General features: G+C 60.0%; 20 protein-coding genes, 1 tRNA gene and 2 other RNA genes. 20 read left to right on the top strand and 3 right to left on the bottom strand.

Going from position 1 to position 25,699, the window contains the following annotated elements; genetic code table 11:
• The first annotated feature begins 275 nt into the window (after nt 1–275).
• Entirely contained in the window at nt 276–1,442 is a 1,167-nt protein-coding gene (locus BVU99_RS22530; protein ID WP_025304822.1) for an MFS transporter, read from the top strand.
• 33 nt (nt 1,443–1,475) lie between these two features.
• Here BVU99_RS22530 and BVU99_RS22535 read toward each other — a convergent pair whose 3' ends face one another.
• A complete protein-coding gene (locus BVU99_RS22535) occupies nt 1,476–2,225 on the bottom strand; it encodes an NAD(P)-dependent oxidoreductase (RefSeq protein WP_043142321.1) in 750 nt (249 codons plus the stop codon).
• 93 nt (nt 2,226–2,318) lie between these two features.
• Nucleotides 2,319–3,182, bottom strand: coding sequence for a LysR family transcriptional regulator (locus tag BVU99_RS22540; protein WP_099816925.1), 864 nt, complete (start codon nt 3,180–3,182; stop codon nt 2,319–2,321).
• A 114-nt stretch (nt 3,183–3,296) separates the two neighbouring features.
• Between BVU99_RS22540 and BVU99_RS22545 the strand changes: the two genes are divergently transcribed.
• The 4 genes from BVU99_RS22545 (at nt 3,297) to BVU99_RS22560 (ending at nt 9,118) form a co-directional block, all read left to right on the top strand.
• The gene (locus BVU99_RS22545) at nt 3,297–4,055 is read left to right on the top strand and encodes an SDR family oxidoreductase (RefSeq protein ID WP_025304825.1); all 759 of its coding nucleotides are present in this window, start codon (nt 3,297–3,299) and stop codon (nt 4,053–4,055) included.
• 260 nt (nt 4,056–4,315) lie between these two features.
• A complete protein-coding gene (gene bglF, locus BVU99_RS22550; RefSeq protein ID WP_025304826.1) occupies nt 4,316–6,178 on the top strand; it encodes a PTS beta-glucoside transporter subunit IIABC in 1,863 nt (620 codons plus the stop codon).
• Nucleotides 6,179–6,192: 14 nt separating this feature from the next.
• On the top strand, nt 6,193–7,596 hold the full coding sequence (gene ascB / locus BVU99_RS22555) for a 6-phospho-beta-glucosidase (RefSeq protein ID WP_025304827.1): 1,404 nt from the start codon (nt 6,193–6,195) through the stop codon (nt 7,594–7,596).
• 127 nt (nt 7,597–7,723) lie between these two features.
• On the top strand, nt 7,724–9,118 hold the full coding sequence (locus BVU99_RS22560) for a carbohydrate porin (RefSeq protein WP_025304828.1): 1,395 nt from the start codon (nt 7,724–7,726) through the stop codon (nt 9,116–9,118).
• Here BVU99_RS22560 and BVU99_RS22565 read toward each other — a convergent pair whose 3' ends face one another.
• Nucleotides 9,119–9,718, bottom strand: coding sequence for an HD domain-containing protein (locus BVU99_RS22565; protein WP_025304829.1), 600 nt, complete (start codon nt 9,716–9,718; stop codon nt 9,119–9,121).
• Nucleotides 9,719–9,814: 96 nt separating this feature from the next.
• Between BVU99_RS22565 and BVU99_RS22570 the strand changes: the two genes are divergently transcribed.
• From BVU99_RS22570 to dppF, 15 genes are all read left to right on the top strand, one after another.
• Nucleotides 9,815–10,279, top strand: coding sequence for a MarR family transcriptional regulator (locus tag BVU99_RS22570; RefSeq protein ID WP_025304830.1), 465 nt, complete (start codon nt 9,815–9,817; stop codon nt 10,277–10,279).
• Between the two features lie 160 nt (nt 10,280–10,439).
• Nucleotides 10,440–10,865: an organic hydroperoxide resistance protein gene (locus tag BVU99_RS22575; protein WP_004934114.1), complete on the top strand. Its 426-nt coding sequence runs from the start codon at nt 10,440–10,442 to the stop codon at nt 10,863–10,865.
• A gap of 225 nt (nt 10,866–11,090) precedes the next feature.
• Entirely contained in the window at nt 11,091–12,785 is a 1,695-nt protein-coding gene (eptB, locus tag BVU99_RS22580; protein WP_099816926.1) for a kdo(2)-lipid A phosphoethanolamine 7''-transferase, read from the top strand.
• A 123-nt stretch (nt 12,786–12,908) separates the two neighbouring features.
• Entirely contained in the window at nt 12,909–13,499 is a 591-nt protein-coding gene (gene uhpA, locus BVU99_RS22585) for a transcriptional regulator UhpA (protein WP_025304832.1), read from the top strand.
• Nucleotides 13,496–15,040 carry a signal transduction histidine-protein kinase/phosphatase UhpB gene (gene uhpB / locus BVU99_RS22590; RefSeq protein WP_099816927.1) on the top strand — a complete coding sequence of 515 codons (1,545 nt, stop codon included), beginning with the start codon at nt 13,496–13,498 and terminating at the stop codon, nt 15,038–15,040. The genes uhpA and uhpB overlap by 4 nt, the downstream gene beginning before the upstream one ends.
• Nucleotides 15,041–15,135: 95 nt before the next feature.
• A complete protein-coding gene (locus BVU99_RS22595; RefSeq protein WP_025304834.1) occupies nt 15,136–16,467 on the top strand; it encodes an MFS transporter in 1,332 nt (443 codons plus the stop codon).
• Between the two features lie 120 nt (nt 16,468–16,587).
• A tRNA-Pro gene (locus tag BVU99_RS22600) sits at nt 16,588–16,664 on the top strand.
• Nucleotides 16,665–16,700: 36 nt separating this feature from the next.
• A non-coding RNA gene (locus tag BVU99_RS22605) (RtT sRNA) lies at nt 16,701–16,829 on the top strand.
• Nucleotides 16,830–16,865: 36 nt separating this feature from the next.
• A non-coding RNA gene (locus BVU99_RS22610) (RtT sRNA) lies at nt 16,866–16,994 on the top strand.
• Between the two features lie 425 nt (nt 16,995–17,419).
• A complete protein-coding gene (locus BVU99_RS22615) occupies nt 17,420–19,111 on the top strand; it encodes a glycosyl hydrolase family 18 protein (RefSeq protein ID WP_099816928.1) in 1,692 nt (563 codons plus the stop codon).
• 601 nt (nt 19,112–19,712) lie between these two features.
• The gene (gene dppA / locus BVU99_RS22620) at nt 19,713–21,320 is read left to right on the top strand and encodes a dipeptide ABC transporter periplasmic-binding protein DppA (RefSeq protein ID WP_025304836.1); all 1,608 of its coding nucleotides are present in this window, start codon (nt 19,713–19,715) and stop codon (nt 21,318–21,320) included.
• A 170-nt stretch (nt 21,321–21,490) separates the two neighbouring features.
• Nucleotides 21,491–22,510 (top strand): dipeptide ABC transporter permease DppB, encoded by a 1,020-nt coding sequence (dppB, locus tag BVU99_RS22625; protein WP_038630050.1) that lies wholly within the window; start codon nt 21,491–21,493, stop codon nt 22,508–22,510.
• Between the two features lie 11 nt (nt 22,511–22,521).
• Nucleotides 22,522–23,424 (top strand): dipeptide ABC transporter permease DppC, encoded by a 903-nt coding sequence (gene dppC / locus BVU99_RS22630; RefSeq protein WP_025304838.1) that lies wholly within the window; start codon nt 22,522–22,524, stop codon nt 23,422–23,424.
• A gap of 15 nt (nt 23,425–23,439) precedes the next feature.
• Complete coding sequence (gene dppD / locus BVU99_RS22635) at nt 23,440–24,420, top strand: dipeptide ABC transporter ATP-binding protein (RefSeq protein ID WP_004934132.1); 981 nt, start codon at nt 23,440–23,442, stop codon at nt 24,418–24,420.
• Nucleotides 24,417–25,406, top strand: a complete 990-nt coding sequence (gene dppF, locus BVU99_RS22640; RefSeq protein ID WP_015376237.1) for a dipeptide ABC transporter ATP-binding subunit DppF — start codon at nt 24,417–24,419, stop codon at nt 25,404–25,406. Before dppD ends, dppF begins: the two co-directional genes overlap by 4 nt.
• The last annotated feature ends 293 nt before the right edge of the window (nt 25,407–25,699 follow it).

A 25,699-nucleotide genomic window follows, 5' to 3' on the forward strand; every position in this document is an offset into this window, starting at 1 on the left:
TTGCTCTGTGTTCAATAGTTGCGGCAGCCGCCGATGGGTCGGTATGGCGGCTTGCACAGGTGGTGAGAATGAACCCGATGTGCGCTCGGGCGACGGCGGCTATTGCTTGTCGGCGCATTGCTGAGATAGAGTCGGCGGCTGTTTTTCCCCACGATTTTTAACAAAATCGCAAAAGTCTTTTAGCCTCCTGCCTGCTTATCTTTGGTGTGATCAATGTCATACTTTTGGCATCTTAACTTTCCCGCGCTTCGGCAGCGGTTAACCGGAGTTGTTGAATGAAAATTAACTTTCCCTTATTAGCCCTGGCGGTGGGGGCGTTCGGCATCGGCACGACCGAGTTTTCCCCGATGGGGTTGCTGCCGACCATCGCCAAAGGGGTGGATGTCTCCATCCCGATGGCCGGCATGTTGATCAGCGCCTACGCCGTTGGCGTGATGGTCGGCGCACCGCTGATGACGCTGCTGCTCTCGCACCGGGCGCGCAGAAGCGCGCTGATCTTCCTGATGGCGATCTTTACCCTGGGTAACGTGCTGTCGGCCATTGCGCCTGACTACACCACCCTAATGCTGTCGCGCATCATCACCAGCCTGAACCACGGCGCGTTCTTTGGCCTCGGTTCCGTGGTGGCCGCCAGCGTGGTGCCGAAGGAGAAACAGGCCAGCGCCGTGGCGACCATGTTTATGGGGTTGACCATCGCCAATATCGGCGGGGTGCCTGCCGCGACCTGGCTGGGTGAAACCATCGGCTGGCGCATGTCGTTCCTGGCCACCGCAGGGTTAGGGGTGATCGCCATGTTGGGGCTGTGGTTCTCGTTGCCGAAAGGCAGCGCCGGCGCGCGCCCGGATGTGAAGCGCGAACTGTCGGTATTGGTACGCCCGCAGGTGCTGTCCGCCTTGCTGACGACCGTGCTGGGCGCGGGCGCGATGTTCACGCTCTATACCTATATCTCGCCGGTATTGCAGCACATCACCGATGCGACGCCGCTGTTCGTGACGTCCATGCTGGTGTTGATCGGCGTCGGTTTCTCCATCGGCAACTACCTGGGCGGCAAATTCGCCGACCGTTCCGAGAGCGCGACGCTGAAGGGCTTCTTGCTGCTGTTGGTGGTCATTATGCTGGTGATCCCGTTCCTGGCGCGCAGTGAAATCGGCGCCGCAGTCAGCATGGTGATTTGGGGCGCGGCGACCTTTGCCGTGGTGCCGCCGCTGCAGATGCGCGTGATGCGTGTCGCCAGCGAAGCGCCGGGCCTGTCGTCCTCGGTCAACATCGGTGCCTTTAACCTGGGCAATGCGCTGGGCGCCGCCGCCGGTGGCGCGGTGGTCTCCGCCGGGCTGGGATACAGCTTCGTGCCGGTGATGGGCGCAATTATTGCCGGATTGGCGTTGCTGCTGGTGCTGTTCACCCACCGTCAGGCCGAAAAAGTGGCCTACGCCAGCAACTAAGTTGTACCTGCACGGCGGAACTCTCCGCCGTGCTCACTCAAAGCCCAGCAGGCTGAACGCATCGTCCTGCGGGGCGTAGCCGAGCAGGCGTCGGGTCTCTTCCAGCGATAAACGTTTGTAGCGGTTGTTGGAAACCCCGTGCACCACCGCATATTGCACCCCTTCGACACGAATGCAGCGCTCCAGCAGATCGGCGGCGTCGCGATGGCTGAGAAAAGCGCTCATGTCGCGGGCGCTAAGCTGTTCGCCCCGGCTCAGGGTGGTGAAGTTGGCGATGCGCACCGACAGGGCGGAAAGCCCTTCCTGATGGGCGAAGTAGGCGGCGATGCCTTCGCCGAAGGCCTTGCTGGCGCCGTACAGGTTTTTCGGCTTTGGTGCGTCATCCGGGCGGATTTGATAGTCGAGCGGATAGCCTTCCACCGCCTGCGCGCTGCTGGCGAACACCACCCGGCGGCAGCCGGCGTCTTTCGCCGCGCGGAAGATATTGAAGGTGCCCAGAATGTTGTTGTCCATCAACGAACCGCAGAAGTCGGCATCGGGGGAGGGATCGGCCGCCAGATGCAACACGGTGTCGATATTGGCGCAGGCCGCGCGGCAGGCGTCGAGATCGGCGATGTTGAAGCTGATGACTTCGTCGCCGGGCTGCCGATCGCGCAGCAGGCTGACATCCCGTTCCGCCAACCGTAGCGGGTAGCGATCGCCCATCGCCTGACGAAACGCCGTGGCTACCCGGCCGCCGGCGCCGGTGATCAGAATCCGTCCTACATCAGTACGCAACACCATGGTGACTGCCATCCCTACTCTCGATTAAGCGTTGACCAGTAATAATCCCCTGCGTGACTTTTGTCCAGTATTTATATTAGTCATTCTGATGCTTTATGCCGGTAATGGGCACGTTGTGCCGAGCGTTTCGACCAGGAAATTCATCACCGCACGCACGGCTGCGGTGCGCGCTAAATCGGGATACGTCACCAGCCAAAGCTCACGCGTTGGCGCGGCGTTGGCCGTTGGCAATGCGACCAGATCCGGATCGCCATCGGCGACGAACGTCGGCAAAACGGCGGCGCCTAGCCCTGAACGCGCCGCCTGTTGCAGTGAAAACAGATCGCTGGCCTGAAAGACCACCGGACGCCCCTGCAACAGCTGCACCAACCATTGCTGATGCGGCTGCTGCCGATAGTGATGGTCATAGGCGAGAAAGCGGCGCGCCGCGTCGGGCAGAGCCGCGTGCTCCGGTGCGGCATACAGCGCGTAGCGCATCATGCCGATGCGCTGCGTCAACAGCTCCGGTTGCTGTGGGCGCACCATGCGCACGGCGATGTCGGCTTCGCCGCGATCCAGCTCGGCGAGCGCCGATTCACCCGACAGCGTGACGACGATCTGTGGAAAAGCCTGGTTAAATGCGGCAATGCGCGGCGCGAGAATATGCGCGGCGATCGACGGCGGCGCACTGATGCGCACCCCGGCCTGTGGCGTTGCGCCGGCGCTGCGCGCATGGCGGGCAATAGCCTGGCTTTGCGCCTCGATCTCCGCCGCCAGCCCGGCAATCGCCTGCCCGTCCTGGGTCAAGGGCGTGCTGCGTGGCTGACGCACGATCAAACGCAGGCCGAGCGCCTGTTCCAGCGCCGCTACGCGTCGCCCGACGGTGGCGTGATCGCAACCCAGCTCCCGCGCTGCCGCCGACAAGGAACCGGTACGCGCCAGCGCCACGAAGTGTTTTAAATCCTGCCAGTCAAACATCAGTGAATTCCTGCACGGTATCGACGTAATTTTCAGGAATATTCACACAGAGCGCGCCGTGATTCAATGTGTGAACGTTCCCTTTAAAATCGAAAAATTAGGTTAGGTTTTCTTATGAATTTACAGTTGCAACACCGTACGGCATTGGTCACGGGCGCCAGCGAAGGGATCGGTGCCGGCATGGTCAGGGTATTGGCTGCTCAAGGGGTCAAGGTGGTGGCTACCGCACGACGCGGTGATCGGCTGCAGGCGCTGGCGGATGAGGTTGAACGGCAAGGGGCGGTGCGCCCGTGGGTAGCCGTTGCAGACGTGACCGACCCCGACGCGATAACCCAGCTGGCGGCGCAGGCGCTGCGCCAGGCGGGGACAGTCGATATTCTGATCAACGCGGTCGGTGCGTTTCACCCCACGACGCTGAACGACAGCGATCGCAGCTGGGATGACGCCTTTGCTTTGAACTTCACACCGGCCCGGCGGTTGACTCAGGCGCTGTTGCCGGCCATGCAGGCGCAAGGCTGGGGCCGGATTATCAACATCAGCGGATCGATGGAGCCGCGCAGCCTGAGCGCCGCCAGCGCCGCCAAGGGCGCGCTGCATCTGTGGGCCAAAGGATTGGCCAGCGACGTGGCTGCGCAGGGGATTACCGTCAATACGTTACAGCCGGGGCGCATCAACAGTGAACAGATCCGCGAGCGCTTATACGCTTGCGATGAAGCGCGCCGGGCGTTCATTGCGCAACATATCCCGATTGGCTACTTCGGCGAACCGGAAGATATGGCCTATCTGGCGGCGTTTCTTTGTTCCCCGCTCGCGCGATATATCACCGGCGCGGTGATCCCGGTAGATGGCGGCATGCATTATTTCGCGCATTGAGGCCGTTTTGCCCCCGCGATCACAGTTCGGCAATTTGCCGGCGCAAAGCCTTGCCCCGGCAAAATCCACGGTGTTAACGTCATAGCTCAACCGATTTAGGGTTGTTACTGCTGCGGCAGGCAAAACCTAAACCTCGCGTTTCTGTTCCCCGATGGGACAGAGGCCGCGAGGTTTAGGTTTTTTTTTGCGCCGCATTTCGCCCCGGCGCCAGGCCAGTGCGGGGAGGGGAGCGGCAGAACGCGAAGTCTAAGGATAACCGTATGAAATATGACACATTAGCCAGTGAGATTTTGGCCGGCGTCGGTGGCCGCGACAATGTGAAAAGCTTGGTGCACTGCGCCACCCGCCTGCGGTTCAAGCTGCGCGACGACAATCGTGCCAACGCGGCAGCGCTGAAGAAAAACCCGGGCGTCATCATGGTGGTGGAGAGCGGCGGCCAGTTCCAGGTCGTGGTGGGCAACCACGTGGCGGAGGTGTTCGACGCGGTCAATCGGGTCGGCGGATTGGCCGAGGGCGCGCCGAGCGACGACGCGGGCGGTAAAAAAGACAACCTGCTCAGCCGCTTTATCGATCTGGTGTCCGGCATTTTTACCCCGCTGCTCGGGGTGATGGCCGCTTCGGGGATCCTGAAAGGCTTCCTGGCGCTGAGCCTGGCCTGCGGCTGGCTGCTGGAGAGCGGTGGCACCTTCAAAATGCTGTTCGCCGCCAGCGACTCGCTGTTCTACTTCTTCCCGATCATGCTCGGCTACACCGCCGGGAAAAAATTCGGCGGCAACCCCTTCGTCACCATGGCGATCGGCGGCGCATTGACGCATCCGCTGATGATGGCGGCGTTCGAAGCGGCGCAGCAGCCGGGCGCGGTGCGCGAATATTTCTTCGGCATTCCGCTGACTTTTATCAACTACAGCTCGTCGGTGATCCCTATCATCTTTGCGGCCTGGGTGTCCTGCCGCCTGGAGCCGTTGTTTAACCGGGTGATCCACAGCGCGCTGCGCAATTTCATCACGCCGCTGCTGTGCCTGGCGATCACCGTGCCCTTGACCTTCCTGCTGATCGGCCCGGCGGCAACCTGGCTCAGCCACCTGCTGGCCAACGGCTATCAGAGCATTTACGCCTTTAACCCGATCATTGCCGGCGCCTTTATGGGGGCGATGTGGCAGGTGTGCGTGATCTTCGGCCTGCATTGGGGATTGGTGCCGTTGATGATCAACAACTTGAGCGTGCTGGGGCGCGACACCATGGTACCGCTGCTGTTGCCGGCGGTGATGGGGCAGGTCGGCGCCACGCTGGGCGTGATGCTGCGCACCCGCGACGCCAAGCTGCGGGCGCTGTCTGCTTCAGCCATCGGCGCCGGGATCTTCGGCATCACCGAACCGGCGGTGTACGGCGTCACGCTGCCGAACAAACGCCCATTCATCTTCGGCTGCATCGGCGGCGCGCTGGGCGGTGCGGTGATTGGCTACTTCCATACCTCGGTCTACTCGTTCGGCCTGGTGAGCGTATTCACCTTTGCGCAGATTATCCCCGGCGGCGGCATCGACGCCACGGTATGGGGCGCGATCGGCGGCACCCTGCTGTCGTTCGTGTTCGCCGCGCTGGCCAGCTATCTGTTCGGCGTCGCGCCGGCGGAAGAGACGGTACAGCCTGAAGCCGCCGCGCCGCTTAACCGCAAACAGGCCATTCTCAGCCCGATCGCCGGCGATATCGTGCCGCTGGATCAGGTGAACGACGCGACCTTCGCCAGCGGCCTGCTGGGGAAAGGGGTGGCGATTGCGCCGCAGCAGGGGCGCGTAGTGGCGCCGGTCAGCGGCAGCGTGGCGTCGCTGTTCAAAACCAAACACGCCATCGGCATCGAATCGGACGACGGCGCGGAGATTCTTATCCACGTCGGCATCGATACCGTGAAGCTCGACGGGGCGCATTTCACCGCCCACGTGCGGGAAGGCGAGCGGGTCGCCCCGGGCGATCTGCTGATCGAGTTCGACCAGGCGGCGATCCATGCCGCCGGCTATGACACCACCACGCCGATCATCATCAGCAACAGCGATGACTACGTGGACGTGTTGACCAGCGGCCTGTCTCCGGTGCAGGAACAGGCGCCGCTGCTGACTTTATTACGTTAATTGAGGAGCAAGCGATGAACGGCAAGTTTCCGCAACATTTTCTGTGGGGCGGCGCGGTAGCGGCGAACCAGGTAGAAGGCGCGTATCAGGCTGACGGCAAGGGGCTGTCGACCTCCGATCTGCAGCCGCAGGGCATCTTCGGCGCCATTACGCCGCGCATGGCGGGCGACAGCGGCATCAAGGACGTGGCGATCGATTTCTATCATCGTTATCCGGAGGACATCGCGCTGTTCGCCGAAATGGGCTTCAAGTGCCTGCGCACCTCGATCGCCTGGACGCGCATTTTCCCGCAGGGCGACGAAGAGACGCCGAACGAAGCCGGGCTGGCGTTTTACGATCGGCTATTCGACGAGATGGCGAAATACGGCATTCAGCCGCTGATCACGCTGTCGCACTATGAGATGCCTTACGGTCTGGTGAAGCGCTACGGTGGCTGGGGCGATCGGCGCACCATCGATTTCTTCGAGCGCTATGCGCGCACCGTATTCGAACGTTATAAGCACAAGGTCAAACGCTGGCTGACCTTCAACGAAATCAACATGTCGCTGCACGCGCCCTTCACCGGGGTTGGCCTGCCGCAGGAGAGCGACAAGAGCGCCGTCTATCAGGCGATCCACCATCAGTTGGTGGCCAGCGCCAAAGCGGTGAAGGCCTGTCACGAGATCGTGCCGGAGGGCCAAATCGGCAACATGCTGCTGGGCGGCATTCTGTACCCGCTGAGCTGCAAGCCGGAAGATCTGCTGGAAACCCAGCGGCAAAACCGCGACTGGCTGTTTTTCGGCGACGTGCAGGCGCGCGGCTATTACCCGGCCTATATGCAGCGCTTTTTCCGTGAAAACGGCATTCAGGTGACGATCACCGAGGAAGATCGGCAAACGCTGCGCGAAACCATCGACTTCATCTCGTTCAGCTATTACATGAGCGGCTGCGTCACCGCCGACCCGGAGCAGTACGAGACGGCGCGCGGCAACATTCTCGATATGGTGCCGAACCCGCACTTGGCCAGCTCGGAGTGGGGGTGGCAAATCGACCCGATCGGGCTACGCTACCTGCTCAACGTGCTGTACGACCGCTATCAGAAGCCGCTGTTCATCGTCGAGAACGGGCTGGGCGCCAAAGACCGCGTCGAGGCGGACGGCAGTATCAACGACGACTACCGCATCAACTACCTCAATGACCATCTGGTGCAGGTGGCGGAAGCCATCGACGACGGCGTCGAGGTGATGGGCTACACCAGCTGGGGGCCGATCGATCTGGTCAGCGCCTCGAAGGCCGAAATGTCGAAGCGCTACGGCTTCATTCACGTCGACAGAGACGATGCCGGCAACGGCAGCCTCGAGCGCCGCCGCAAGAAGAGTTTCTACTGGTACCGCGATGTGATCCACAGCAATGGCGCCAGTCTGAAAGACCGACGGTAACCCTTCAGCCCGGCGGCAAGCGCCGGGCGTTAACCTAACGTTATTCGCTGCTGTTCATGATGGGAAATTCTCTCCCAGGGAATGCTGTTGCCCGCAGTCAGCCGTTATGCGGAGAAATATAATAATGATGAAAAGCTTATTACCTCGTTCCATGACCCTGGCGGCGCTGGCGCTGTGGTGCAGCCAGGCGCAGGCGGAAACGCTGCAAACCGGCAAGGACGTTGAAGCCCCCACCGCTAAATGGGAAGGGGTGGCGCTCGGTTTTGAACCGCCGCAGCCTGGGCTGTTGGGGGATATGCTGGGGATCAGGCCGATCCTGGAGGATCATGGCTTCCACTATAACCTCGGCTACCTCAGCCAGCTGTCGTATAACGCCGGCGGCGGTTACAACCACGATAAACAGGCGTCGTATATCGACCAATTTTCGCTGACCTTCAGCCAGGATTTGCAGGCGCTGACCGGCATTCCGGACGCGGCGATCGAAGGCAATATCGTCAACCGCAACCATGACAACAACCTGACCCGCGATCGGCTGCAGGATCCGCGCGTCGGCCTGACCGATCTGTCGCAAGAGAGCTATGGCGGACAGTCGATTACCCGGCTGGGTTGGTTGACCTTCAGCCGTTCTTTCCTCGACAGCCGGCTGCAGTGGCGCATCGGCATGATGAACAAGGTGCAGGATTTCGATCAGATTATCCCCTGCGATTTTCAGACGCTGACGCTGTGCGGCGGCAAGTCCGCCAACTCGTTGACCTGGTACAACTGGAACGTGCATTACTGGGGCACCACGCTACAGTACAAGCTGACCGATGGCCTGACGCTTAAGGGCGGGGTGATGGAGCAGAACCCGAGCGCCCCCAGCCGCAGCCACGCCTGGAGTTGGTCCACCAAGGGCAGCAAAGGCTTCCTGTTGCCGATGGAGCTGGAGCTGAAAACCCACGCCGTCAACCAGCTGCCGGGGGTGTATAACCTGGGCGTGCTGTTCACCAACGCGCGCCAGAGCGATCTTTATGAAGGGGTGTCCGGCGGGCCGGGCGCCAGCGATCCGCAGGGCTATCGCAACCACGATCGCACCTGGTTCCTGTATACCGGTTTCAACCAGCAGGTGACGCGCCATGCGGATGACGTCAACCGCGGCCTGAGCGTGTTCTACAGCCTGGGGCTGGGAGATCAGCGCAGTAACTACCTGCACTGGTCTACCTCGACCGGCATTCGCTATCGCGGGCTGTTCGATGCGCGGCCGGACGACTGGCTGGGGCTCGGCGTCTCGGTGGTGAAACTGAGCGACCGCTATAAAGACAATCAGCGGTATCTCAACCAGATGAGCGGCATCAGTGATTATCACGATCCGAACTACCGGCCAGTGCCGGGCCATTCGGTGACGGCGGAGCTGTATTACCGCGTTAACGTCACGCCGTGGCTACAGCTGCAGCCGGGCCTGCAGTACTGGCATCACCCGGCGGGCGTCAGCGAGACGCAGGACGCCTGGGTGACGGCGTTGAAAACGGTGGTGACCTTCTGATCAGGCCGCGTCGCTCTCGCGGTAGCGCCGGCGGGCGTGTTCGAACCAGCTGGCCGGCACGTTGTGCGGTGGCTGCTGCAACCTGAGCAGCCCCTGTTCAACGATATGGCTGGCTTGGCGCCACAGCGTCGGGTCGCCTTCGGTCAGCACCTCCAGCAGGCGCTGTTTCTCGATCAGGTAGGTCTGGGCGAAGTGGCTGTCGTAGTCCAGCAGCGAGCGGGTGTTGTCGATTAGATCCGCCAGCTTGATGGTTTTGGCCTGCGGCGACGCGCCGGCGCTGTGGCGCCGATCGCGGTTTTTACGCTCGAAGCGGTTGCCGTCCTCGGCGTGGCTGACGTTGGTCAACATCCGCACCAGTTCCGCCACTTTTGGCCCAAAGTGGCTGTCGATATCGCCGAGGGTGGTGGGTGTGTCTTCCACCGTATCATGCAGCCAGGCGGCCGCCAGCATCTCTTCGGTGTGCGGCACGCTGCGCACCAGCTCCATCACCGCCTGCGGGTGGACGATATACGGATCGTCGGTGTATTTGCGGCGCTGATCGATGGCCGCATGCGCCTTGGTGGCGTAGCGGCGCGCGCGTTCTACAAGCGTGTTCGTCATTTCCTTTCCCTCCGAGCATCCTCTGCATAAAAAAAGGTAGCATACCTCACAAGAAATAGCTTGCGATTACATCGTGCGCTATCTATATTCGTACGCATGAAAAGCACCGATACCGAACAACCCAAGGCGAAGAACCTGCTACAGCTCGATCAGCAGCTCTGTTTCGCGCTGTACTCCGCCAACCTGGCGCTGCACAAAGTCTACCGCAAGCTGTTGAGTCAGCTCGAACTCACCTACCCGCAATACCTGGTGATGATGGTGCTGTGGGAACGCGATCGGGTGACGGTATCGGATATCGGTGAGCGGCTGTTCCTCGATTCCGCCACGCTGACGCCGCTGCTGAAGCGGCTGGAAACCGCCGGTTTGCTGGTGCGCTATCGCGCCACCACCGACGAGCGGCAGGTGATCATCGCACTCACCGAAGCCGGCCGCGCGCTGCGCGAGCGGGCGCAATCGGTGCCCGAGGCGGTGATGTGCGCCACCGACTGCAGCCTGGACGAGATCGTCTCGCTCAAACAGCAGCTGGAAAAGCTGCGCGGCAGCCTGATCGATCAGATTTGACCCACCGCCGCCGGACGCAAGAACGGCACGGGTGGTCTACACTGGTTAATAAGTGTCAAAAATAAGTAGTGCGCGATTTAATCGCAAAAGATAAATATGTGACCGGCTTTACCTCGTGGAAGCCGTAGTCATCTCGCCAACCAGCAAGAAGGAATGAACGATGTCTATTGAGAAAGTGGTTTACCGCGCTCACGCCACCGCAACCGGCGGCCGCGACGGCCGTGCGACCTCCTCCGACGGCGTGTTGGACGTGAAATTGGGCGTGCCGAAAGAGATGGGCGGCGCCGGCGGCGAAGTTACCAATCCCGAGCAGCTGTTCGCTGCCGGTTACTCGGCCTGTTTCCTCGGCGCGTTGAAGTTTGTCGCGGCGAAGGAAAAGGTCAAAATCCCGGCCGAAGCCAAGATCGACGGCACCGTCGGTATCGGTGAAATCCCCAACGGCTTCGGTATCGAAGTGCAGCTGGATATCTCGCTGCCGGGCATCGAGCGCAGCGTGGCGGAAGATCTGGTGAAAAAGGCGCACGTGGTGTGCCCATACTCCAACGCTACCCGTGGAAATATCGATGTGACTCTGAACGTTAAGTAAGATTTTTGCCGAAATATGGAAAAAATGGAGGGTTTGTCCCTCCATTTTCTTGCGTGCCCTGCCTGAAAATCGTTCAAAAAAACGGTAAATTTTGTCCGTTTTGTGAGAATTCTCTTGATTATTACCCGCAAAATAACGCTTATTGCCGGTTGGCTGAACCAGAAGCCGCAATCAGTGTCTGACTGAGTCAGAACCGCTACACCGCCCCCGGAGCCACCGCGTTACATGAACAAAGTTAAATCGCTATCGCAGCAGAATTTATCGTTATTGTTAGCGATCTATATCGGCATCTTTCTCAACCTGTCCGTTTTCTATCGCCGTTTTGATTCGTTGGCGCATGGCATTCAGGGGATTAAGCTTATTTCGGCGGTGACGGAAGTCATCGCTATCGTCCTGTTCACATTCTTCATCATGCGGCTGGTATCGCTCGGCGGCCGGCTGTTTTATCGCATCGTCGCCTCGCTGCTGGTGTTGATTTCGGTGGCTGCCAGCTACTACATGACGTTTTTCAACGTGGTGATTGGCTACGGCATCGTGGTGTCGGTGATGACCACCGACATCGATCTGTCGAAAGAGGTGGTTGGCCTGCACTTTGTGCTGTGGATGGTGGCGCTCAGCGCCTTGCCGCTGCTGCTGATCTGGAAAAACAGCCTGCGTTACACCCTGATCGAACAGCTGAAAACCCCCGGCCATCGCATCAAACCGCTGATGGTCTTGCTGGCGGTGGTGGCGTTGGTCTGGCTGCCGCTGCGCATGCTGGACGATGAGCAAAGCGTGCAAGAGAAGCTCTCCAACGTCGATCTGCCGAGCTACGGCGGCGTGGTAGCGCACTCGTATCTGCCGTCCAACTGGCTGTCGGCGCTGGGGCTGTTTGCCTACACCCGCTATGACGAAAGCCAGGACCAGAGCACGATGTTCGATCCGGGCAAACACTTCACTTATGTACCACCGGCGGATATCGACGATACCTACGTGGTGTTCATCATCGGTGAGACCACGCGCTGGGATCACATGGGCATGCTGGGCTATGAGCGTGATACCACGCCGCGGCTGTCTAAAGAGAAGAATCTGGTGGCGTTCCGCGGCGAGTCGTGTGACACCGCTACCAAGCTGTCGCTGCGCTGCATGTTCGTGCGCGAAGGCGGCACCGAAGACAACCCGCAGCGCACGCTGAAAGAGCAGAACGTGTTCGCGGTGCTGAAGGATCTGGGCTTCTCTTCCGAGCTGTTCGCCATGCAGAGCGAGGTGTGGTTCTACAACAACACCGAGGTGAACAACTATTCGTTCCGCGAGATGATCGCGTCCGAGAAGCGCAACGACGGTAAGGCGGTCGACGATATGCTGCTGGTGGACGAAATGAAGGAGTCGCTGGCGCGTTATCCGAAGGGCAAACACCTGGTGATCCTGCATACCAAAGGCTCGCACTACCTGTACTCGCAGCGCTATCCGCGCAGCTATGCGCGCTATCAGCCGGAGTGCATGGGGGTGGATGATTCGTGCACCAAGGCCCAGTTGATCAACGCCTTCGACAATACGGTGCTGTATACCGACAGCTTTATCAGTAATGTGATCGACCAGGTGCGGGATAAGAAGGCCATCGTGTTCTATGCCGCCGATCACGGCGAATCGATCGGTGAGAATACGCACCTGCACGGCACGCCGCGCGAAATGGCGCCGCCGGAGCAATTCCGCGTGCCGATGATCGTGTGGGCGTCGGACAAGTTCCTCGAAAACCCGCAGCACCTCAGCGCCTTTGAGCAGCTGCAGGCGCAGCAGCGCATCGGCAAAACGCATCGCCATGTCGAGCTGTTTGACACCCTCCTTGGCTGCCTCGGATACACGTCTCCCGATGGCGGCATCGTGGATAAAAACAACTGGTGCCATCTGCCACAGGATAAAACGGCGCCAGCCCGTCTGTGATCCCTCCCGCCGGGTGCCTGCCTTGCGCACCCGGTAATTTCACCCAATACATTCTCTTCATCAATTATTCCGGTGTGTGCATACGGTATACTTGCGCACTTCCCCTTCTAACCGGAGATTTCCATGACCCTGCGCGTGGCGTTTATCGACGATCATGACATTGTGCGTTCGGGCTTTGTGCAGCTGCTGTCGCTGGAGGCCGATATTCAGGTGGTGGGCGAGTTCAGCAGCGCGGCGCAGGCGCGCGCCGGCCTGCCGGGGCTGGAGACGGAAATCTGCATTTGCGACATTTCGATGCCGGACGGCAGCGGGCTGGATCTGCTGGCGGACATTCCTTCCGGCATCCGCGTGGTGATGCTGTCGATGCACGATAACCCGGCGCTGGTGGAAATGGCGCTGGAACGCGGCGCCAGCGGTTTCCTCTCCAAGCGTTGCAAACCGGAAGATCTGATCACCGCGGTGCGCACCGTCGCCGGCGGCGGCGTCTACCTGATGCCGGAAATCGCGCAGCAGTTGGCGCGGGTGAAGGTGGATCCATTGACCCGCCGCGAGCGCGAGATCGCGCTATTGCTGGCGCAGGGCCAGGAGGTGCGCGAGATCGCCGCCGCCTTGGGGCTGTCGCCGAAGACGGTGCATGTGCATCGCGCCAACCTGTTCGCCAAGCTGGGCATCACCAACAACGTTGAGCTGGCCAGACGGATGCTGAACCTGTGACGCAGCGTCTGATCACCCAGCTGGCGCTGTTTTTCATCTACGCCGCCAGCTCGTTTTGCCTGTGGGGCATCGGCACCGCGCTGATCGACCCGCCCTGGCAGGCGCTGCTGTTGTTCCCGTTCGGCCTGCGCATGGGCATTTTGCTGCAGAGCCCGTACCGTTTCTGGCCGGGGATCCTGCTGGCCGACCTGCTGCTGATGGCGCTGCTGGCGGACCAGTTCGGTTACGGCCCGGCGCTGTGGGCGTCGGTGGCGGTGCTGGTGCTGACGGTGCTGCTCAGCCTGCTGGCCTCGCCGTGGCTGTTGCGCCATCAGCAGAGCGACAGCGAATGGCGATGGCCGCTGTTGCAGGGTGCGGTGGTCACCGCCGCCGCCTTGCTGCAGGCGCTGGTGTGGCAGCTGGTGAGCGGCGAAGGCGCCCGTGCGCTGCTGCTCGGCCTGACCGGCGGTTTCACCATCGCGCCGACCTGCCTGCTGTTGTGGCACTATCTGGCACGCCAAATCTGGGTGCCGCTGGAGCCGGGGCTGATCCACAAGCCGGTGGAGCTGCGTCTGGGCCACCTGGCCAGCTATCTGCTGCTGTTTGCATTCAGCATCTGGCTGCAGCAGCAGGTGAACGCCGCCGAGCTGCGGCGTTTCGCACCGTTCTGCCTGGCCATTCCTATCGTGTTCATGTCTTATCGCTATGGCTGGCAGGGCGCGTTGTTGGCGACGCTGCTCAACGGCGTGGCGCTGATGGTCAACGAGCCGCCGCAGCCGGAGTCGCACCGCGATCTGCTGCTGTCGCTGCTGGCTCAAAGCCTGACCGGGCTGCTGCTGGGCGCCGGCATTCAGCGCCAGCGCGAACTGAATCAACAGTTGCGGCTGCGGCTGGCGGAGAACCGCCAGCTGGCGCGGGCGCTGGTGACGGCGGAGGAGCAAACCCGGCGCGAGGTGGCGCGCGAGCTGCACGATGAAGTGGGGCAGACCATCACCGTGATCCGTACCCAGGCCAGCATCGTCAAACGCCTGGCGCCGGAACCGGCGGTGATCGGCTGCGCCGACACCATCGATGCGTTGGCGCTGCGGGTCTACGACGGGGTGCACGACGTGCTGACCCAGCTGTGGCCGGCGGCGCTGAACAACCTGCCGCTGTCGGCGGCGGTGGCGGCGATGCTGCGGGAATCGCTGCCGCAGGACGCGTCGCTGGTGAGCAGCCTGCAGTGGCAGGTACCGGACGAGCTGCTGGATGAAACGCTGAAAATCACGCTGTACCGGGTGTGTCAGGAAGGGGTGACCAATGTGTGCCGCCACGCCGGCGCCAGCCGCCTGGAGCTGGACGCACGCCTGCAGCCGCGCAAAGGCGCCGCGCCGCTGATCGCCCTGACCATCCGCGACAACGGCGTGGGCTTCGAGGCGGAAAACCATCAGCCGGGGTATGGCCTGCGCGGCATGCAGGAGCGCATCAGCGCCCTTGGCGGCAGCCTGCGGCTCACCTCGGAGCGGGGCGCCTGTTTGAGTGTGATCTTGCCCACAGTTTCACCGGAGCAAGCGCAAAACTAGGAAAAACTCCTAATTGCGTCGGGAATCCGGCGTAAGCCTCCCGCGCGCGCGGGGAGCATCATAGCGGCACTTTATTCAATCCTCTGAGGTTCCACATGTGGTCTTTCCTTAAAAGCCGCTCGGACGCGCCGCAGGTCACCGATCAACGGCAGATCGACGCCAGCTACAAATACTGGCGCATCCAGCTGATGTGCACCATGTACATCGGCTACGCTGCGTTTTACTTCACGCGCAAAAGCTTCAACTTCATCATGCCGGCGATGCTGAGCGATCTGGGTCTGACGATGTCCGACGTCGGTATCCTCGGCACGCTGTTCTACATCACCTACGGCTGCTCGAAATTCATTTCCGGCATGATCAGCGATCGCTCCAACCCGCGTTACTTTATGGGGTTGGGCCTGATCATGACCGGGGTGCTGAATATCTTCTTCGGCCTCAGCTCGTCGCTGCTGATGCTGGGCACGCTGTGGATCCTCAACGCCTTCTTCCAGGGTTGGGGCTGGCCGCCGTGCTCCAAAATCCTCACCAGCTGGTATTCGCGTTCCGAGCGCGGCAGTTGGTGGGCGATCTGGAATACCTCGCACAACGTCGGCGGCGCGCTGATCCCGCTGCTGGTGGGCTTTATCTCGCTGCACTTCAGCTGGCGTTACGGCATGATCATTCCCGGCATCATCGGCGTGGTGCTCGGCCTGCTGATGTGCTGGCGCCTGCGCGACAAGCCATCCACCCTGGGGTTGCCGAGCGTCGGCAAATGGCGTAACGACGCCATGGAGCTGGTGCAGGAATCGGAAGGCCAGGGGCTGAGCAACCGCGAGATCATCAAACGCTACGTGCTGACCAACAAGTACATCTGGCTGTTGGCGGTCTCTTACGTGCTGGTGTACATCGTGCGCACCGCGATCAACGACTGGGGCAACCTCTATCTGACGCAGGAAAAGGGCTATTCGCTGATGACCGCCAACTCGGCCATCTCGCTGTTTGAAGTGGGCGGTTTTATCGGTTCACTGGTGGCCGGTTGGGGCTCCGACAAGCTGTTCCGCGGCAACCGAGGCCCGATGAACCTGATTTTCGCCATCGGTATCTTCCTGTCGGTGGCGGCGCTGTGGCTGATGCCGGGCGTGACCTACCTGCTGCAGGCCTGCTGCTTCTTCGCCATCGGCTTCTTCATCTTCGGCCCGCAGATGCTGATCGGCATGGCGGCGGCGGAGTGCTCGCACAAGGATGCGGCGGGCGCGGCGACCGGTTTCGTCGGCCTGTTCGCCTACCTGGGCGCAGCGCTGTCCGGCTATCCGATTGCGCGAGTGATGGAAGTCTGGCACTGGAACGGCTTCTTCGTGGTGATTTCCATCGCCGCCTGCCTGTCGGCGCTGTTCCTGCTGCCGTTCCTGCGTGCGCAGACGCCGGCACTGAAACCGGCCAACGCCTGAGTAAAATACGCTGCGCAGCCCCCGGCGCAGCGCATTATGGCGCTTTTATCATCACTTGAAATGCAGGGGAAAAAAAGTGATTGACGCCTATAACCGCCAGCAGTAAGATGCGCCCCGCATCGGCGAGTAGCGCAGCTTGGTAGCGCAACTGGTTTGGGACCAGTGGGTCGGAGGTTCGAATCCTCTCTCGCCGACCACCATTCGAAAAACCTGCTTTTTAAAGCAGGTTTTTTTTCGCCTGCAGTTTATGAGGATGAGTACCTCCGCAGGAGGTTCGAGCCTCGCGAAGCGAGACAACGTTGCTTCAGCAACGGCCCGCAGGGCGCGTATCAAAGATGCGCGTAATCCTCTCTCGCCGACCACCATTCGAAAAACCTGCTTTTTAAAGCAGGTTTTTTTTCGCCCGTAGTTTATGAGGATGAGTACCTCCGCAGGAGGTTCGAGCCTCGCGAAGCGAGACAACGTTGCTTTAGCAACGGCCCGCAGGGCGCGCATCAAAGATGCGCGTAATCCTCTCTCGCCGACCACCATTCGAAAAACCTGCTTTTTAAAGCAGGTTTTTTTTCGCCTGCAGTTTATGAGGATGAGTACCTCCTTCGCTACGACCGGCTTCGCTTTATGGCGTGCCTCAATCTGCCGTCCTCGTGAAATATATTTATCCTTTACGCTTAATTAATTCACATTCCTTATTCCCATTAGGTTCTTATTTTCATGTTTAAATAAATTCATGCTTGCCAAATAAAACCCGATTGATAGCGCTCTTGTTTTCACGTTTTTTTTACCTATAGTCTAAATGGACAACGCGGGAACTCTTATTCCCGTCGCGTGGGAAATACCGTGATTATTTATTAACGTTAATCTTCGTGGATTATTGCGGAATTTTTTCGCTTCGGCAATGCGTAGCGACGATTAACTCTTTTATGTTTATCCTCTCGGAATAAAGGAATTAGTTATGCGCAAATTTAATAAACCGCTGTTGGCGCTGTTGATCGGCAGCACGTTGTGTTCCGCGGCGCAGGCCGCCGCGCCGGGCAAGCCGACCATTGCCTGGGGCAACACCAAGTTCGCTATCGTCGAAGTCGATCAGGCGGCCACCGCTTATAATAATCTGGTGAAGGTAAAAAATACCGCCGACGTTTCTGTCTCCTGGAATTTATGGAATGGCGACGCGGGCACGACGGCCAAGATTTTATTAAATGGTAAAGAGGCGTGGAGTGGTCCTTCAACCGGTTCTTCCGGTACGGCGAATTTTAAAGTGAATAAAGGCGGCCGTTATCAAATGCAGGTGGCACTGTGCAATGCCGACGGTTGCACCGCCAGCGACGCCACCGAAATTGTGGTGGCCGACACCGACGGCAGCCATTTGGCGCCGTTGAAAGAGCCGCTGCTGGAAAAGAATAAACCGTATAAACAGAACTCCGGCAAAGTGGTCGGTTCTTATTTCGTCGAGTGGGGCGTTTACGGGCGCAATTTCACCGTCGACAAGATCCCGGCGCAAAACCTGACCCACCTGCTGTACGGCTTTATCCCGATCTGCGGCGGCAATGGCATCAACGACAGCCTGAAAGAGATCGAAGGCAGTTTCCAGGCCTTGCAGCGCTCCTGTCAGGGCCGCGAGGACTTCAAAGTCTCGATCCACGATCCGTTCGCCGCGCTGCAAAAAGCGCAGAAGGGCGTGACCGCCTGGGATGACCCTTACAAGGGCAACTTCGGCCAGCTGATGGCGCTGAAGCAGGCGCATCCTGACCTGAAAATTCTGCCGTCGATCGGCGGCTGGACGCTGTCCGACCCGTTCTTCTTCATGGGCGACAAGGTGAAGCGCGATCGCTTCGTCGGTTCGGTAAAAGAGTTCCTGCAGACCTGGAAGTTCTTCGACGGCGTGGATATCGACTGGGAGTTCCCGGGCGGCAAAGGCGCCAACCCTAACCTGGGCAGCCCGCAAGACGGGGAAACCTATGTGCTGCTGATGAAGGAGCTGCGGGCGATGCTGGATCAGCTGTCGGCGGAAACCGGCCGCAAGTATGAGCTGACCTCCGCCATCAGCGCTGGCAAGGACAAGATCGACAAGGTGGCTTACAACGTTGCGCAGAACTCGATGGATCACATCTTCCTGATGAGCTACGACTTCTATGGCGCCTTCGATCTGAAGAACCTGGGGCATCAGACCGCGCTGAATGCGCCGGCCTGGAAACCGGATACCGCCTACACCACGGTGAACGGCGTGAATGCGCTGCTGACGCAGGGCGTCAAGCCGGGCAAGATCGTCGTCGGCACCGCCATGTATGGCCGCGGCTGGACCGGGGTGAACGGCTACCAGAACAACATTCCGTTCACCGGTACCGCCACCGGGCCGGTTAAAGGCACCTGGGAGAATGGCATCGTGGACTACCGCCAAATCGCCAGCCAGTTCATGAGCGGCGAGTGGCAGTATACCTACGACGCCACGGCGGAAGCGCCTTACGTGTTCAAACCTTCCACCGGCGATCTGATCACCTTCGACGATGCCCGCTCGGTGCAGGCCAAAGGCCAGTACGTGTTGGATAAGCAGTTGGGCGGCCTGTTCTCCTGGGAGATCGACGCGGACAACGGCGATATTCTCAACAGCATGAACGCCAGCCTGGGCAATAGCGCCGGCGTTCAATAATCGGTTGCAGTGCGTTGCCGGGGGATATCCTTTCGCCCCCGGCTTTTTCGCAGCCGAAAGTTTTTTTACGCCGCACAGATTGTGGGCCTGCCCGGTGCAAAACGCGCTCATCGGACTCACCCTTTTGGGTAATCCTTCAGCATTTCCTCCTGTCTTTAACGGCGATCACAAAAATAACCGTTCAGATATTCATCATTCAGCAACAAAGTTTTGGCGTTTTTTAACGGAGTTAAAAACCAGTAACTTTGTTAGGGTCAGACCAATGCGCTAAAAATGGCCGCTTAGCATAAATTTTCATGCTGGAACTGTTAACAAAAGGTTTTTTTTATGTTTGTTTGCTGTTTCTCACAGTCTGCGTAAATCCCCACTGGTTATATTGACGACACCCCAAACAGTTGGCAACTTGATAGCCTCAGGGGTAAGAGCGAGAGTTGTTTGAGTGAATTCCACGCGCTCAGACGTCCCCGCCGCGATGCGTTCCATCCGGCATTCTCTCCTCGTACGCCTTCTGCCTTCGGGCGCCGATCGCACAGGCCACGCAATAAAAAATACAGGTCTGGCGGCAATTACACACATCACATCACACAATGGAGCACTAACGATGACACGTTCCTTGGGTAAATCGGGGATTCTGAAATTCGGTATTGGGCTGATCGCGCTGACCGTGGCGGCCAGCGTACAGGCCAAGACGTTGGTTTACTGTTCTGAAGGTTCCCCGGAAGGGTTCAACCCGCAGCTGTTTACCTCCGGCACCACCTACGACGCCAGCTCGGTACCGATCTACAACCGCCTGGTCGAATTCAAAATCGGCACCACCGAACTGCAGCCGGGCCTGGCTGAGAAGTGGGACGTCAGCGAAGACGGCAAAACCTACACCTTCCACCTGCGCAAAGGCGTGAAGTGGCAGAGCAACAAAGACTTCAAACCGACGCGCGATTTCAACGCCGACGACGTGGTGTTCTCCTTTGAGCGCCAGTTGGATGCGAACAACGCCTACCACAAAGTGTCTGGCGGCAGCTACGAATACTTTGAAGGCATGGACATGCCTAAGCTGATCGCCAAGATTGAAAAAGTGGACGACAACACCGTGCGCTTCGTGCTGAACCGCCCGGAGGCGCCGTTCCTGGCTGACCTGGGCATGGACTTCGCGTCCATCCTGTCCGCCGAATACGCCGACGTGATGATGAAAGCCGGCACGCCGGAGAAAGTCGACCTGAATCCGATCGGCACCGGTCCGTTCCAGCTGCTGCAATACCAGAAAGACTCCAAGATCCTGTACAAGGCATTCGACGGTTTCTGGGGCACCAAGCCGAAGATCGATCGCCTGGTGTTCTCCATCACGCCTGACGCCTCCGTGCGCTACGCCAAACTGCAGAAAAACGAATGTCAGGTGATGCCGTACCCGAACCCGGCCGATATCGCCCGCATGAAGCAAGACAAGTCCATCAACCTGATGGAACAGCCAGGCCTGAACGTGGGTTACCTGTCGTTCAACGTCGAGAAAAAGCCGCTGGATAACCTGAAGGTGCGCCAGGCGTTGACCATGGCGGTCAACAAGCAGGCGATCATCGACGCGGTTTATCAGGGCGCGGGCCAGGCGGCCAAGAACCTGATCCCGCCAACCATGTGGGGCTATAACGACGCGGTGCAGGATTACGCTTACGATCCGGCCAAGGCGAAAGAGTTGCTGAAAGAAGCGGGCATGGCCGACGGTTTCAGCATCGACCTGTGGGCGATGCCGGTACAGCGTCCTTACAACCCAAACGCACGCCGCATGGCGGAAATGATCCAGGCCGACTGGGCCAAGATCGGCGTGAAAGCCAAAATCGTGACCTATGAGTGGGGTGAATACCTCAAGCGCGCCAAAGCGGGCGAGCACCAGACGGTGATGATGGGCTGGACCGGCGACAACGGGGATCCGGATAACTTCTTCGCCACGCTGTTCAGCTGCGCGGCGGCGAAAGACGGCTCAAACTACTCCCGCTGGTGCTACAAGCCGTTTGAAGATCTGATTCAACCGGCGCGCGCCGAATCCAACCACGACAAGCGCATCGAACTGTACAAACAGGCGCAGGTGGTGATGCACGATCAGGCTCCGGCGCTGATTGTCGCACACTCCACCGTGTACGAGCCTGTGCGTAAGGAAGTGAAAGGCTACGTCGTGGATCCGCTCGGTAAGCATCACTTCGAGAATGTCTCTGTAGACTGATTTCGACCGCTTTACCGGAGACGCACGAATGGACTTGCAGGGGCGCAACAGGTTTGCGCCCCTGCTGACCAGTCTCCGGCGTATGGCCGTCGAATCGTTCAAAGGCATGTGAGCGTTAATAAGCCTGGCGGACGATGAGCTGCCGGGCATTGATACAGAGAGTTCGGGATATGTTGCAGTTCATACTCCGACGTTTGGGGTTAGTTATCCCAACGTTTATCGGCATTACATTGCTGACTTTTGCATTCGTCCATATGATCCCCGGCGACCCGGTGACCATCATGGCCGGGGAACGCGGTATCTCCGCCGAGCGCCACGCGCAGCTGATGGCGGAAATGGGGCTGGACAAGCCGCTTTATCAACAATATTTCTCCTACGTGTCCAACGTGCTGCACGGCGATCTGGGCACCTCACTCAAAAGCCGCATCTCCGTCTGGAGCGAGTTCGTTCCGCGCTTTCAGGCTACGCTGGAGCTGGGCTTCTGCGCGATGCTTTTCGCGGTGCTGGTAGGCATCCCGGTCGGGGTGCTGGCGGCGGTCAAACGTGGCTCGGTCTTCGATCATACTGCGGTGGGCATCTCGCTGACCGGCTATTCGATGCCGATTTTCTGGTGGGGCATGATGCTGATCATGCTGGTGTCGGTGCAGCTTAACCTGACGCCGGTGTCGGGGCGCATCAGCGACACGGTATTCCTTGACGACAGCCAGCCGCTGACCGGCTTTATGCTGATAGACACCCTGATCTGGGGCGAGCCGGGCGACTTTATCGACGCGGTGATGCACATGATCCTGCCGGCCATCGTGCTGGGCACCATCCCGCTGGCGGTGATCGTGCGCATGACCCGTTCCTCGATGCTGGAGGTGTTGGGTGAAGACTACATTCGCACCGCCCGCGCCAAGGGCGTGAGCCGTATGCGGGTGATCGTCGTCCACGCGCTGCGCAACGCGCTGCTGCCGGTGGTGACGGTGATCGGGCTGCAGGTCGGCACCATGCTGGCCGGCGCCATTCTGACCGAAACCATCTTCTCCTGGCCGGGGCTGGGCCGCTGGCTGATCGACGCGCTGCAGCGCCGCGATTACCCGGTGGTGCAGGGCGGGGTGTTGCTGGTCGCCTGTATGATCATTCTGGTTAACCTGCTGGTAGACGTGCTCTACGGCGTGGTCAACCCGCGTATTCGCCACAAGAAATAAGGGGCGCTCTCATGTCTCAAATCACTGAGTCTGCAGTTAAAGGTGCGCCGAAGCCAATGACCCCGTTTCAGGAGTTCTGGCACTATTTCAAGCGCAATAAAGGGGCCGTGGTCGGCCTGGTGTATATCGTTCTGATGCTGGTGATCGCGCTCGGCGCCGGCGTGCTGGCGCCGCATGCGCCGGCGGACCAGTTCCGCGATGCTCTGCTCAAGCCGCCGGTGTGGCAAGAGGGCGGCAGCTGGCAATATATCCTCGGCACCGACGACGTGGGCCGCGACGTCCTGTCGCGCCTGATGTACGGTGCACGGCTGTCGCTGTTGGTCGGCTGCCTGGTGGTAGTGCTGTCGCTGATCATGGGCGTGATATTCGGCCTGCTGGCCGGTTACTTCGGCGGCGTGGTGGACGCGATTATCATGCGCGTCGTCGACATCATGCTGGCTCTGCCGAGCCTGCTGCTGGCACTGGTACTGGTGGCGGTATTCGGGCCGTCGATCGTTAACGCTTCGCTGGCGCTGACCTTCGTCGCCCTGCCGCACTATGTGCGTTTGACGCGCGCGGCGGTGCTGGTGGAGGTCAACCGCGACTACGTCACCGCATCGCGGGTGGCGGGCGCCGGCGCACTGCGCCAGATGTTCGTCAATATTCTGCCTAACTGCCTGGCGCCTTTGATCGTGCAGGCTTCTCTCGGTTTCTCGAACGCCATTCTGGACATGGCCGCGCTCGGCTTTCTGGGCATGGGCGCGCAGCCGCCGACGCCGGAGTGGGGCACCATGCTCTCCGACGTGCTGCAGTTCGCGCAAAGTGCCTGGTGGGTGGTGACCTTCCCCGGCGTGGCGATCCTGCTGACGGTGCTGGCATTCAACCTGATGGGGGACGGTTTGCGTGACGCTCTCGACCCCAAACTCAAGCAGTAACAGAGGACGAGAGAGATGGCGTTATTGAATGTAGACAAGCTTTCGGTGCATTTCGGTGACGAAGGCACCCCGTTCCGCGCGGTAGACCGCATCAGTTACAGCGTGGAGCAAGGTCAGGTGGTCGGCATCGTCGGTGAATCCGGCTCCGGCAAATCCGTCAGTTCGCTGGCGATCATGGGCCTGATCGATTTCCCCGGCAAGGTGATGGCCGACAAGCTGGAGTTCAACGGCCAGGATCTGCGCAAGATCTCCGAAAAAGAGCGCCGCCAGCTGGTGGGCTCCGAAGTGGCGATGATCTTCCAGGATCCGATGACCAGCCTGAACCCGTGCTATACCGTCGGTTATCAGATCATGGAGGCGCTGAAGGTGCATCAGGGCGGCAATCGCCGCACTCGCCGCCAGCGTGCTATCGACCTGCTGACCCAGGTGGGCATTCCTGATCCGGCTTCGCGGCTGGACGTATACCCGCACCAGCTTTCCGGCGGCATGAGCCAGCGCGTAATGATCGCCATGGCCATCGCCTGTCGGCCGAAGCTGCTGATCGCCGATGAGCCGACGACCGCGCTCGACGTGACCATCCAGGCGCAGATCATCGAGCTGTTGCTGGACCTGCAGCAGCGCGAAAACATGGCGCTGCTGCTGATCACCCACGATCTGGCGCTGGTGGCGGAAGCCGCGCATCACATCATCGTGATGTACGCCGGCCAGGTGGTGGAATCCGGCAAGGCGGCGGAGATTTTCCGCGCGCCGCGCCACCCATACACCCAGGCACTGCTGCGCGCGCTGCCGGAGTTTGCCGCCGACAAGGCGCGGTTGGCTTCGCTGCCGGGCGTGGTGCCGGGCAAATACGATCGCCCGACCGGCTGCCTGCTCAATCCGCGTTGTCCGTACGCCAACGAGCGCTGCCGTAACGAGGAGCCGGAACTGCGCAGCATTCCCGGCCGTCAGGTTAAATGTCACACACCGCTGGATGATGCGGGGAGGCCGACCGTATGAGCCAGAATCAACCTTTACTGCAGGCGATTGACCTGAAGAAGCATTACCCGGTGAAAAAGGGCCTGTTCGCGCCGGAGCGGCTGGTCAAGGCGCTCGACGGTGTGTCCTTCACCCTGGAGCGCGGCAAAACGCTGGCGGTGGTCGGCGAATCGGGCTGCGGCAAATCGACGCTCGGCCGCCTGCTGACGATGATCGAAGTGCCGACCGGCGGCGAGCTGTACTACCAGGGGCAGGATCTGCTGAAGCCGGACGTCTCGGCCGAGAAACTGCGACGCCAGAAGATCCAAATCGTGTTCCAGAATCCTTACGGATCGCTCAACCCGCGCAAGAAGGTCGGGCAGATCCTCGAGGAGCCGCTGTTGATCAACACGTCGCTCAGCGCCGCCGAACGGCGGGAAAAAGCGCTGGAGATGATGGCGAAGGTCGGCCTGAAGACCGAACATTATGACCGCTACCCGCACATGTTCTCCGGCGGCCAGCGCCAGCGTATCGCCATTGCCCGCGGGCTGATGCTGAATCCGGACGTGGTGATCGCCGATGAACCGGTGTCGGCATTGGACGTGTCGGTGCGCGCGCAGGTGCTGAACCTGATGATGGATCTGCAGCAGGAGCTGGGGCTGTCCTATGTGTTTATCTCGCACGATCTGTCGGTGGTGGAACACATCGCCGACGAGGTGATGGTGATGTACCTCGGTCGCTGCGTGGAAAAGGGCAGCAAAGAGGCGATCTTCAACAACCCGCGTCATCCGTACACTCAGGCGCTGCTGTCGGCGACGCCGCGGTTAAACCCGGATATGCGCCGCGAGCGCATCAAATTGACCGGCGAGCTGCCCAGCCCGATGAATCCGCCGCCGGGCTGTGCGTTCAATGCCCGCTGCCGCCGCGCTTTTGGCACCTGCGTACAGCTGCAGCCGCAGCTCAAACAGTACGGTGAGCAGATGGTGGCCTGCTTTGCGGTCGATCAGGACGAACATCCGGGGGCGTAAGGCGTCGAACGTCATCGCTTAAATTCACGCCGGCATCACGCCGGCGTTTTTTATTACTCAATCAAAGGGTTAGTCAGTAAACGATCGCGACAACCCATTTTTTAAATTATTCCCTTAACGTCATTCTGACAAATCGTTATTTTTTTAAGAATCTTCGCATAAAAATAATAATCGAATAATAGAATTCAATGGTTTGTTGTTAATAACATTCTGTCGGTCGAGCTGTTTCGCCATTTCTATTATAAAACCCTAATAAAAAAGCACGCCGGCGGCGTGCTTTAGGTTGATGAGGT

Origin of the sequence: Serratia sp. OLAL2, from assembly GCF_002752475.1 — a bacterium.
Taxonomy (GTDB): Bacteria; Pseudomonadota; Gammaproteobacteria; order Enterobacterales; family Enterobacteriaceae; genus Serratia; species Serratia bockelmannii.